This window comes from Weizmannia sp. FSL K6-0777, assembly GCF_038593185.1.
GTDB classification, from domain to species: domain Bacteria; phylum Bacillota; class Bacilli; order Bacillales; family Bacillaceae_C; genus Weizmannia; species Weizmannia faecalis.
Genome location: NZ_CP151971.1, coordinates 493,635 through 505,870, shown reverse-complemented (window position 1 = coordinate 505,870; position 12,236 = coordinate 493,635). Strand labels below are relative to the sequence as shown.

10 protein-coding genes are annotated in these 12,236 nt (G+C 42.0%); 1 reads left to right on the top strand and 9 read right to left on the bottom strand.

Going from position 1 to position 12,236, the window contains the following annotated elements; all coding sequences use genetic code 11:
• Nucleotide 1: 1 nt before the first annotated feature.
• The 9 genes from NST70_RS02370 to NST70_RS02330 all read right to left on the bottom strand — a co-directional run bounded on the left by NST70_RS02370 (nucleotide 2) and on the right by NST70_RS02330 (nucleotide 11,257).
• Nucleotides 2-1,597 (bottom strand): FGGY-family carbohydrate kinase, encoded by a 1,596-nt coding sequence (locus tag NST70_RS02370; RefSeq protein WP_168985867.1) that lies wholly within the window; start codon nucleotides 1,595-1,597, stop codon nucleotides 2-4.
• A gap of 144 nt (nucleotides 1,598-1,741) precedes the next feature.
• On the bottom strand, nucleotides 1,742-2,392 hold the full coding sequence (locus NST70_RS02365) for a class II aldolase/adducin family protein (RefSeq protein WP_061577623.1): 651 nt from the start codon (nucleotides 2,390-2,392) through the stop codon (nucleotides 1,742-1,744).
• Nucleotides 2,393-2,588: 196 nt separating this feature from the next.
• Nucleotides 2,589-4,379, bottom strand: a complete 1,791-nt coding sequence (locus NST70_RS02360; protein WP_342475640.1) for an L-fucose isomerase — start codon at nucleotides 4,377-4,379, stop codon at nucleotides 2,589-2,591.
• Entirely contained in the window at nucleotides 4,363-5,901 is a 1,539-nt protein-coding gene (locus NST70_RS02355; protein ID WP_064505189.1) for a rhamnulokinase family protein, read from the bottom strand. The genes NST70_RS02360 and NST70_RS02355 overlap by 17 nt, the downstream gene beginning before the upstream one ends.
• 231 nt (nucleotides 5,902-6,132) lie before the next feature.
• Complete coding sequence (locus NST70_RS02350) at nucleotides 6,133-7,122, bottom strand: ABC transporter substrate-binding protein (RefSeq protein WP_061577626.1); 990 nt, start codon at nucleotides 7,120-7,122, stop codon at nucleotides 6,133-6,135.
• A gap of 64 nt (nucleotides 7,123-7,186) precedes the next feature.
• On the bottom strand, nucleotides 7,187-8,185 hold the full coding sequence (locus tag NST70_RS02345; RefSeq protein WP_061577627.1) for an ABC transporter permease: 999 nt from the start codon (nucleotides 8,183-8,185) through the stop codon (nucleotides 7,187-7,189).
• 29 nt (nucleotides 8,186-8,214) lie between these two features.
• Complete coding sequence (locus tag NST70_RS02340; protein ID WP_168985866.1) at nucleotides 8,215-9,723, bottom strand: sugar ABC transporter ATP-binding protein; 1,509 nt, start codon at nucleotides 9,721-9,723, stop codon at nucleotides 8,215-8,217.
• A gap of 61 nt (nucleotides 9,724-9,784) precedes the next feature.
• Nucleotides 9,785-10,216 carry an RbsD/FucU domain-containing protein gene (locus NST70_RS02335; RefSeq protein WP_061577639.1) on the bottom strand — a complete coding sequence of 144 codons (432 nt, stop codon included), beginning with the start codon at nucleotides 10,214-10,216 and terminating at the stop codon, nucleotides 9,785-9,787.
• Between the two features lie 45 nt (nucleotides 10,217-10,261).
• Nucleotides 10,262-11,257, bottom strand: coding sequence for a LacI family DNA-binding transcriptional regulator (locus NST70_RS02330; protein ID WP_061577638.1), 996 nt, complete (start codon nucleotides 11,255-11,257; stop codon nucleotides 10,262-10,264).
• 449 nt (nucleotides 11,258-11,706) lie between these two features.
• Here NST70_RS02330 and NST70_RS02325 point away from each other — a divergent pair, with 449 nt between their 5' ends.
• The gene (locus NST70_RS02325; protein ID WP_061577637.1) at nucleotides 11,707-12,024 is read left to right on the top strand and encodes a helix-turn-helix transcriptional regulator; all 318 of its coding nucleotides are present in this window, start codon (nucleotides 11,707-11,709) and stop codon (nucleotides 12,022-12,024) included.
• The last annotated feature ends 212 nt before the right edge of the window (nucleotides 12,025-12,236 follow it).

Below are 12,236 nucleotides of genomic sequence, written 5' to 3'. Positions count from 1 at the left end.
CTTAGGTTAGGCTGTTTACGGCTGCTCTTTCGATCGCAAGGCCTTTGAGGTAACGTTCCATAAATTGCTCAAACCCTTTTACGTCTTTTGGATCCGGATACACTGTCCTTACAGTTTTTTCTGCAAATATATGGTCTAAATACGCTTCCAATGTTTCATCGGCCATTTTGTTAACCATATAAGACGCCAGCACAGCAATTGCCCATGCTCCACTTTCTCCTGCTGTGTCCATAACGGAAACAGGAACATTGAGCGCAGCGGCCATCATGCGCTGCCCGACACCTTCAGTCTTAAATAAGCCGCCATGCCCTACGATCTCCTTCAGTTTTACTTTTTCCTGTTTAACGAGAATATCCATTCCAATTTTTAATGCTCCCAAAGCTGTAAATAAATGTGCTCGCATAAAATTAGCGAGGGTAAAATGGCTGTCCGGCGAACGAACAAACAATGGCCGTCCTTCTTTAAAATGAGTCATATGTTCACCGGACAAATAACCATAAGCAAGCAAACCGCTACAATCCGGATCACCTTTTAGTGCCAAACCATACAAAGTTTTGTACAACGTATTTGTATCTATATCCACCCCTATTACGTCGGTGAATTCTTTAAATAACCCGACCCATGCATCCAAATCCGATGTGCAATTATTAGAATGAGCCATAGCAACCAAATGACCTGCAGGGGTCGTTACAAGGTCAATTTCCGGATATACTTTGGAAAGCTCTTCTTCCAGGACAACCATAGCAAATACGGAAGTTCCGGCAGAAACATTCCCGGTATGGCGAGCAATGCTATTGGTTGCAACCATCCCAGTTCCTGCATCGCCTTCCGGTGGACAAAGAGGGATACCCGCTCCCAACTCTCCCGCAGGATCCAAAAGCTTTGCTCCTTCTTCCGTTAATACACTGGCTTTTTCTCCAGCTACCAAAACTTGGGGCAGAATATCTTCAAGTTGCCAAGGCAGATCTTCAGATGCGATTGCTTCATTAAATTGACGGATCATCGTTTGGTTGAAATCTTTTGTATTCAAATCAATTGGAAATACCCCGGATGCCTCACCAATACCCATAACCCTCCTGCCGGTCAATTTCCAGTGAATATAACCGGCTAAAGTTGTGATGTAATCAAAGTTCGCAACATGCTCTTCTCCGTTTAAGATAGCTTGATACAAGTGAGCAATACTCCATCTTTGAGGAATAGGATAGTTAAAAAGTTTTGTAAGCCTTTTTGAAGCCTGCTCTGTAATATTGTTTCGCCATGTTCGGAAAGGCACCAAGAGCACCCCATCTTTATCAAAAGCCATATAGCCGTGCATCATCCCGCTGATACCGATTGCACCAACTGTTTTCAGTGTAACATGATAATTCTTTTCTACCTGAGCAGCCATTTTTTGATAGCATTCCTGTATGCCCCGCCAAATATCATCTATGCTGTATGTCCAAATATCGTTCAAGTATTGATTCTCCCAATCATGGCTGCCAGATGCGAGAGGTTGATGATCTTCTCCAATGAGAACAGCCTTCATTCTGGTGGAACCTAGCTCTATGCCAAGTGCTGTATGACCGTTTTGAATGGATTTTTTAACATTAAGGCCCATATCCTCTTCCTCCCCTTTCATGTAGAAACACCGATGAGGGTTTCTGCATTTTATTTAATCCGGTGTATACGCAATACTTGAATGCTTCAAAGCCAAGCCGGATCTCAAACTGCTGCATCACGGAGTTACTCCAAGCCTTGTTCCCTACATCCCATAAAACGAGCGCAAATTCACTAACTCTTCAATACGATTTTTAGGCAATTCCCTTTCACCATTGAGCATTCTGGTAATAAATGTTAACTTTGCGGTATACTCTAAACGTTCCATATTTAAATAAGCCGCCATCACATCTTTCCCCCAGGTTAAAGCCCCATGACTTTCTAATAATACCGCTTGTTTATTTCCTAAAAAGGGTTCAATAGAGTCAGGAATTTCCTCAGTCGAAGGCGTGCCATATTTCGCCAGCGGAATTTCCCCCATAGCAATAACTGATTCCGGCATCATCATTTTATCTAGAACTTCGCCTTTAATTGCAAAAGCTGTCCCAAAAGGCGGGTGGGCATGAACCACTCCATTCATTTCCGGCAAACGGCGATAAACTCTCAGATGCATTTTCAATTCGGTAGAAGGGCGGTATCCTTCCTTCGCCTCAACAATTTCCCCCTCTAAAGTCACTTTTACCAGTTTTTCCGGAGTCAAATATCCCTTACTGACACCAGTTGGCGTTGCAATCACTTCATTTTCTGATAAACGCGCGGAGATATTTCCGTCATTGGCTGCTACATAATCTTTGTTAAATAAATTTCTACCGATATCACATATAAGTTCACGCAGTTCTTTTTCACTGTATTTCATTATGAAATGCTCCTTTCATAAAAACCAAAAAGATCAACATACAATGGCACTTTGGCAAAGCTTAAACTTTGGCACAACTTCATTTGGTTCGAACCGTTATTTCTCTACCTTCGCGAAAATTTTTTCTTTCAAGTTCGCAATATATAGGCAAGGTGTCTTAAAAAGATGATCTTCTTTTTAAGACACCTGTTTCATTCTATCGATATAACGGGCCAAAATTTTGGCAAGCCCGATAATCTGCTGCTTCAGGGTCTTTTGTTCCAAACATCGCCCAGGCGCTTGGCCTGAAAATCTTCTTTTCACTCACATTGTGCATATTTACAGGAATTCTAAGCATAGAAGCCAATGTCATTAAGTCGCTGCCAATGTGCCCGTAGCTCATCACGCAATGATTGGCTCCCCAATGATTCATGACAGTGTAGACATCTTTGAATGCGCCTTCTCCAGTAAGGTTGGGAACAAACCAAGTCGTTGGCCAAGTAGGGTCTGTACGATTGTCTAAAATATCGTGAACTTTTTCCGGCAATTCAATGGTGTACCCTTCTGCAATTTGCAATACCGGCCCCAATCCCTTAATAAGATTGATTCGAAGGATGGTTACAGGCATATTGCCTTTTGTTAGAAAGTCGCTGGAGAAGCCGCCGCCGCGGAAATATCCTGTCGCTGCCGGCCGCCAAGAAGTTGCTGCCAAGCATTTTTGCACTTCTTCTTCAGTAATGTCCCAGAACGGCTTCATTGCCGGTTTTCCTTCTCTTGTTTGTTCTCCCGTCCCGTCAAGTGCGGCAGACCCGGAGTTGATCAGGTGAATAAAACCTTCAGATGCCAATCCCTCCGGTTTATATCCCGTCACACGTTCTACAGCATCAGGACTCCAGTACGTCCGGACGTCGGCGAAAATTTGCGCTGAGTTAGTTAACAGATGTCCAAAAAGCATGGATACAGCGTTTAAACTATCATTTTCTGTTGCCATGATGTAAGGAGGACGAATCCCGTCCCAGTCGAACGAGGAATTCAAAATGGTTTCCATAAAATCCCCATTTAGAAAATGGTCTGTCCACTGGCGCTGTCCCTGAAAGCCGGCAGCAATCGCGTTATGCCCCAAAGCCTCCTCACCGAACCCTATTTGGTTTAGTTTCGGGTTCCCAACCATTAAGTCACGGGCAATGAGCGCCATTTTAACACTGACTTCCCAATCTCTATCCTTTTGCTCCCGGGTTCTCTGCATGTGTTCCGGATTATGATCCGGTCCTTCAGGGCAGTTTTCTTTAACCCATTTTAAAGCACGAATGTACTCTTCCTTATCATAAATTTCCTCATCCATACGCCTTACAAATTCAGACATATCAACATATTCATTTCTCATTCCCAAATATTCCTGGAAGAAATCCGGATTAACCGTACTGCCGGCAATTCCCATTGATACAGATCCGATGGACAAATAGGACTTTCCTTTCAAGGTTGCAACAACCAGTCCGGCTTTGGCAAATTGCAATAATTTTTCCTGTACATCTTCCGGAATTGTAGCATCATCCAAGTCTTGAACATCTTTGCCATAAATGCCAAAAGCGGGAATACCCTTTTGATTATGGGCGGCTAATACGGCTGCCAAATATACGGCCCCCGGGCGTTCTGTGCCATTAAATCCCCATACAGCTTTTGGAATTTCAGGCGTCATATCCATCGTTTCCGATCCATAGCACCAGCATGGCGTGACAGTAATGGAAAGCCCCACACCTTCTTCTGCAAATTTTGCGGCTGTCTGGGCTGCTTCTGCTACTCCGCCAATACAAGTATCGGCAATGACACATTCAACGGGTTCACCGTTATAATGGCGAAGGTTATCCGTTAACAATTTGGCAACCGATTTAGCCATATTCATCGTCACATCTTCTAAAGACTCGCGTATTCCCTTTCTTCTTCCATCAATAGCCGGCCTGATCCCCACTTTCGGCAATTTTCCAAAAAATCTATTATTTACTGTTTTCATGATAATGCCTCCTCGCATTGGTATTCAACAGATCTATAAAGCGGCCATATGCTTCCTGCCATTCAAATAGATCCTGAGGTTCATAGATTTTAAGAGGAAATGAATTCCGGACCATTTCACGCCCTTCAGTTAGATTCTTTATTTCCCCGAGGGCTATCCATTGTGTTAATGCATTGCCAATCGCACTTGCTTCAACAGGCCCGGCTACGACCGGGCGATTGGCTGCATTTGCGATGAATTGACAAAATAACTCATTTTGAATGCCTCCGCCTCCCATATGAATGGTGCCAATTTGCCGGCCTGTTAAATGTTCCAACTTTTCTACAACCCAACGACATTTCAGCGACAAGCTAACCAGAATAGAGCGAAGATATTCCCCTGGTTTTTCAGGGGGCTGCTGACCGGAATGGATACAAAAATTCCTGATTTGCGTTGGCATATGAATCGGGTTAAAGAAACTTGGATCATCCGGATCGATTAAACTGGTAAACGCGGCAGCATTCCGAATAAGCCGGTCCTCTTCTTCATAGGTAAAGTGCATACCTTCTTTTGCCCATGCTGCCCTGCATTCCTGGATAAGCCACATCCCCATCATGTTTTTGAGAAGGCGTACTGCTCCATCGGCTGTCCCTTCGTTTGTAAACCCCCACTCTAGCGCCTCGTCACAAATCACAGGGGCCTTTACTTGCACACCTATTAAAGTCCATGTACCGCAACTTATAAAAACGGCATGATCCAATTTAATCGGCAAGGCGGCATAGGCACAAGCCGTATCATGCCCCGCACCGGATATCACTTGAACGGGGCCGGTAGCGCATTCATGTTGAATAGATGCACGGATTGGCCCAAGGATGGTTCCGGGCATGACAATATCAGGAAACATTTCCGCCGAAAGTTCCAATTTCTTTACTAATTCAATGTCCCAGTTACGGTTCTGAATGTTAAGCAAAGACGTAGTTGAACTAATCGTGTATTCACTTGCCTTTACACCGGAAAAAAAGTAGTTAATTAAATTGGGTGTCAATAATAGTGTTTTTGCTCTGTCCAAAAGTTCGGGATGGTTGTATTTCATTGTATAAAGCTGACAAATCGTATTGATCGCTGCCGGCTGCACCCCGGTTCTGGCAAATAAAGTTTTTTCCGGTATAACCTTTTCCATTTCCCTTAAACTGTCCTGTGAACGATAGTCCCGGTAAGAGTACGGGTTGCCGACCAACTCACCTGTATCCGAAATCAGCCCAAAATCTACTCCCCATGTGTCAACCGACATTCCCTCAATGGACCGGTATCCTTTGTGAATACTCTTTTCCATCCCTTTTTTCATTTCCTGAAAAATTCGCAGGATATCCCAATAATAGTGACCGGTTAAATGAACGGGATGGTTAGAAAAACGATGAATTTCTTCTAGGTAAATTTTCTCCCCGTCAAATTCACTTACCATCAACCTGCCGTTGGATGCCCCCAAATCAAAAGCCCACACACGATTCACGAATCCACCCCCCTTTAGATTACTTTTTAGCATTCCGCTACACTCGGCATGAACGGCTTGATTTTCAGGTGTCACCCATTTCAACTCTGCATTTAATATCAGTTGCTTTAAAAGCGAGTTCGGCAAGGGCTGGCATGGGATATAAAGCTCTTACACCCACGCCAATCCTTCAACCTTTTCTCTCCAGGAAAAAAGGTATCTGACTGTTTTCATTCCCCGTGAGCGTTTCATTGTAAAGGTCTCTTAAACATCCAAACCAGCATTTTATTGATAAAGAAGCGGTTTGATTTTTTTGCTGTCCATATTTGATTTGTCATACCAATAGAAACCGGTATCGATTGTTTTCGGCACTTTTTGTCCTTTAAGCACTTTAACTGCAGCCTCAACTGTTGCATATCCGATACCAATTGGATTCTGGGTAATTGCCCCAGCCTCAATACCATTTTTTATAGCGTCGAGTTGTTGTTTCCCAGCATCAAAGCCAACGACGGTTATCCCTTTTTTGCCTGTTTCGCTGATCGCATTATCAATCCCAATTGCAGAGTTTTCATTTGTTCCATAAAAACCTTTTAATTTGGGATGCGATTGCATAATTGCTTTAGCAGCATCGGTTGATTTAAGAATGTCCGAATCCCCATACTGAATATCAACTATCTTAATTTTCGGATACTTTTTCTTGATTTCATTCACAAATCCGTCCCGGCGATCTACACCCGTTTTACTCGTCTGGTCGTGCGCGACAACCGCGACTTCTCCTTTTTTTCCAATTAATTCAGCCAGCTTATCTGCAGCAAGTGCCCCTGCAGCTTTATTATTTGTTGCGGCCGTCGTTACCGGAATATTGCCCTCGACCCCTGAATCAAAAGCTATAATCGGGATGTTTCTGCTTTTGGCCTGCTGCAAATAAGACATCGCTGCCTTGGTGTCCAAAGCGGCAAAGCCAATAGCATCCGGATTTTTGTTAAGTGCATTGTGAAGCATATTCACTTGTTGGTCTACTTGCGATTCATTATCCGGGCCATCAAACGTAATCTTTACATTGTATTTTGCGGCTGCCTGATCCGCACCTTTTTTAACTGCCTGCCAATACTGCTGCGAAAATCCCTTAGAAATGATGGCAATATAAGGCTTACCGGATTTTTTTGCGCTTTCTCCCTTCCCTTCCGATTTACTGCTCGTCTGATTTGAAGAACATGCACCAAGAACCAAGGATAATACAAGCGCGATTGAGACGAAAATACCTGGCTTTTTCAAAATGATTCCCCCTTAAAATGAAAGTGAAGTGATATATGAATTTCCTTTGAAATTAGTACCTGTATTATTTCGATTTTTTGTTACGCAATGTATCACTATAAACGGCTAAAATGATGACAATCCCGACTACAACCGTTTGCCATTGGTCTGGCACTGACAAAATTTGCAAACCATTTGTTAAGACACTCATAATTAATGCCCCAATAACCGTACCAAGGATGGTTCCGGTACCGCCACTTAATGAGGTTCCCCCTATGACAACAGCTGCAATGGCCTGCAACTCATATCCTTCGCCTAATGCCGGTTGTGCAGAATCTAAACGGGATGCCATTACAATTCCTGCAATCCCGGTAAAAACCCCAGCAAGCATGTAGATCATGATTTTCCATTTGTTAACGTTTACACCGGAAAGGCGGGTTGCTTCTTCATTGCTGCCCAATGCAAATGTATATCTCCCAAGAACGGTTTTACTTAAAATCAGGCTTGCAATGATGGCCATTACAAAAAAGATAAGAACTGCATTTGGAATCCCCGGAATAAGCGTCCCCATGGCCATCTTTTGAAAGCCTGGTTTAGGAGAAAAATAGATAGGGGAAGCGTTCGTAATCACAAGAGATAAGCCCTTTGCCACCATCATCATGGCTAATGTTGCAATAAAAGGCGGAATTTTCATTTTTGCAATCGCAAGGCCAGAGATAAGCCCGGCCACAGCCCCAGTTAAAATACCGCCCAAAATACCCAGCCAAATCGGAAATCCGTGCTGAATCGTAAAGACACCGGCCATGACTGATGATAAAGTCATGACTGTACCGCATGATAAGTCAATCCCGCTAGTAACAATAATCATCGTGGCACCTAAAGCAAGAATGCCTGTGACAGCCGTTGACAAAAGGATTCCTACAATATTATCAAACTGGTAGAAATTTGATGAAGCGACTGAAAAGAAAAGAAAAAGTACGATTAAACTTGCAAATGCCAGAATTTGCTGTAACAAACTGGAATTGATTTTATTCTTTTTCATTTTCTTTCCAGCAGGCAGTTCCGCCGTTTTTTGAATTTCCATTTGTCATTCACCCCTTTAAAATTTGAATATCATGAGCTGATTCGTTTTGTAGCAAGAGCCATGATGGATTCCTGTGTAGCGTTTTTATCATTTTCCAATTTACCGGTAATTCTGCCCTCGCACATGACAATAATCCGGTGGCTTAATCTCAAGATTTCAGGAAGCTCCGAGGAGATCATCATAATGGATTTTCCTTGTTGGGCCAGTTCATCCAGCAACCTGTAGATTTCATCTTTTGCCCCGATATCAATCCCGCGTGTCGGTTCATCAAATATGAAAATATCCGTATCCCGGGTCAGCCATTTTCCGATAATCACTTTTTGCTGGTTGCCTCCTGAAAGATTCTTCACCGTTTGCTTAATGGATGGTGTTTTAATCCGTAATCTTTGGACCATTTTTTCAGACTGTTGTTTCATCTTTGGAGCATTTATCCACCCAAGCGGCCTTTGAAAATCCTTCATGGATGCCATCACAATATTGGTTTTCACATCCATATCCACCATTAATCCAAATTGTTTTCTGTCTTCTGAGAGATAGCCAATTCCATGGTTTACAGCATCTTCAGGGCTGTTAATCTGCACTTTCTGCCCTTTTATAAAAATTTCACCTGAATCCAAGCGGTCTGCCCCGAAAATGGCCCGGGCAACTTCTGTCCTTCCAGCTCCCATCAAACCGGCAAAACCAAGAATTTCACCTTTATGAAGGCTAAAGCTTACATCTTTAATGGCTCTGCCCCTGTTTAAATTTTTTACTTCAAGGACAACTTCTTTGCTGCTTTGTTTGATTGCCGGCTTTCGATTATAATCAATTTTTCTTCCAACCATCATTCCGATAATTTGATCAATGGTTGCATCTTTCGTATTTAATGTGCCGACATATGTGCCATCCCGCATGATGGATAGGCGGTCGGTAATTTTTTGAAGCTCTTCCATCCGGTGCGAGATGTAAATCACGCCGACACCATCTGCACGCAATTTCCTGATCATCACAAACAATGCTTCAATTTCAGCATCGGTTAAAGCAGCAGTGGGTTCATCCATGATTAATACTTTTGAATCAAAAGACAGTGCCTTCGCGATTTCAACCATCTGTTGCTTTGCAACTGTCAAATTCCCTACAAGTTCACGTGGGTTTAAATTTATATTCAACCTGTCGAACAATTTTTGGGCTTCGTTATTTAATTTTTTCTCATCAAGGAAAAGCCCTAAAGATCCTTTTGGCTCTCTCCCGATAAAGATATTTTGGGCAACTGTTAAGTGCGGTGCTAGGTTGAGTTCCTGATGAATCATACTGATTCCCAGTTTTTGTGCTTCTCTTATGTCCTTTACTTCAATTTGCTCTCCTAAATACTCAATCGTGCCTTCATCTTTTTGATAAATCCCTGTGAGGATCTTCATCAACGTAGATTTTCCCGCCCCATTTTCTCCAAGAAGGGCATGAACCTCTCCCTCATACAAGTCAAATCGGACGTTGGATAGCGCTTTCACTCCAGGAAAAGTTTTACTAATGCCTTCCATTTTCAGCAGCAGATTCCCCATCATTCCACCTTCTTTTTTGGTATTTTGAGAAAATAATTTGCAAAGTATAACTCAAAATGACTTAATCAGCCACAACCCCCTTTTTAAGGATAATGTTTGCATAAAGCGCTTTTTCAGTTGTTGCTACAATGGCATAGGCTTGTTTTGCCCGCTCATAAAATTTAAACCTGTCCACCATTTCAAATGACGTAAAAGGTTGGCCGGATTTTCGAATCAAAGATTTGTATTCATCCCAAATGGATGGCTTAACAGGATCATGTTCATCAACTGCCATCAGTGTGGCAGAATAAGAACTGTAAGTATCCAAAGGAAAGAATGGTAAGATTGCTTCTAATAATTCTGTGACATTGTGGCCATCATACCGAATTAATTTTGTTGCATGGGATGCAGCAGGAAAATTTCCATCTGCAATCACAATTTCATCCCCATGCCCCATTTCCAACAGGATCTTCATTAAATCCGGGCCGATTATTTTTGGTATTCCTTTTAACACTTCTCCATCTCCTTTTCGTTTCTACGGCTGCTTATTGCATAAATTTTATTTGCTTACAACTAATTCCGGCTGAAATATTTCCGTAAAGGGCCCTTCTTCCTGGTTTAAGCGTTTCAATAGGATATTCCCTGTCCTCTCCCCCATTTCATAAGGTTTATGAACCAATGATATAATCCCAGACGATTTTAATAATTTGGCTGCTTCAAGGTCGCCATAGGAAGCTACAACCATATCTTCCGGTACAGAATATCCTTTTCTTGTCAATTCAAGCAAAACGCCGAATGTCATTTCATTGTTAAAGGACAAAATAGCAGTGGGTTTTTGGGGGAAATTAAGAAAATAATCAACTGCTTTTATTCCGTCCTCTTGGGTGAAGGAACCGTTAAAAATATACTTTGTATCTATCTCAAGCCCATATTCTTGCATCGCCTTCCTAAATCCGTCATATCGTTCCCTCCCTGTGCTGACATTTAGCAGTCCGTTTACCACGCCAATAGACTGATGCCCCTGGTTTATAAGAAAACGGGTTAACTCATAAGTGCTTTCAAAATTATTTTCTGTTACAGAATCCAATTCTTGCCCCTCAACATCAAAAGTTCTATCAACCAATACAACTGGCAACCCGGATTGGCAAATTTCCTTCACTTTTTCTTCATTACTGCCAGCCGTAGCCAATACGATCGCGTCCACCCTTTGTTCAACCAACAGCTGCAAAAGATTCTTTTCTTTTTGAGGGTTTTCGTTACTGCTACAGAAAATCAGATTGTAACCCTTTTCCTGAACGGTATCTTCAATCCCCTTTGCGATCGTCATATAATACATGTTTGTAATATCTGGGATCACAACACCAATGGTATTCGTCTTATCCTGCTTTAAACTTCTGGCAATTGCGTTTGGCTGGTAATTCAGTTTCTTTACCGCTAAGTAAACACGTTGCTTAATCTCTTCACTAACGAACCCGCTTTCATTTAACACCCGGGATACAGTGGCTGTAGAAACATTTGCTTCCAATGCAACATCTTTGATTGTAGATTTCACCATTTTAATCACCTGGAAAAGTAATCGTTTACTTATAGGAAAATTTTTGTGTAAACGATTACTTAATCGTTTACATTTTGTGCCACTATTAGGGGCACCAACCACCGCTTACTAAATTTTGGCGATAATCAGTTATCGCAGTCTCTCCTCTAAAGGGACATAGCTCTTGGATAGGACCTGTTGAATTTCTGATTAAAAGATCGGCAATCCATCCATGATGAGAACAGAAATGATGCAACAACAGTTTCCTTTTTGCGGATGTCATAGGAGTTGAAGAAATCGGAAACGAGATGCCAAAAGTTATGACTTTTGAAGGAATTTCTATTTGATTTGTATTATATTCCGCTAATAACGTATTGTCAATATAAAAATACGTTATTTGTGTATTATTTTGTTGAATTTTTCCTGCCTAGCCAGCTCGATCAATATATAATGGCAATAGGTGATAATCAGTGGACATCGGGATCCGAATTAAAAATATAAGAACAGCTAAAGGCTTGCGAGGCAATGAAGTAGCCAAAAAAGCTTTCATCTCACAGTCTTATCTGAGCGACATTGAAAATGGCAGGACTACCCCTTCTTTAGACAAACTTTCAACCATTTGTGATGCCCTTGAAATTTCACTGGCTGAATTCTTCGGCTATGAATCCAAATTATCTGCTGATATGATACGGTTGTTAGACAACATGCAAAAGCTGACTGAAGAAGAGCGGAGGCATTTATCGGATTTTCTTGAGGCTTTTTTAAAGCGGAGTTCCGGAAATCCATAATGCTAAAAAAATAGCGGCATTATGCCGCTATTTTTTCAACTGTATCTAACCCTTTTATTCACTAATGACATTCCTTTAACTTTCCGGGCTGTTTCCGGCTGAACTATCGCTGGATGCTTCTTAGGAAAAATACCCGAATTTCACCTTCAAGTCCTCTGCCATTTCGTTTTTAGGGCTTGCTGAATAAACAAAAATTCCAGATTTGACAAGGA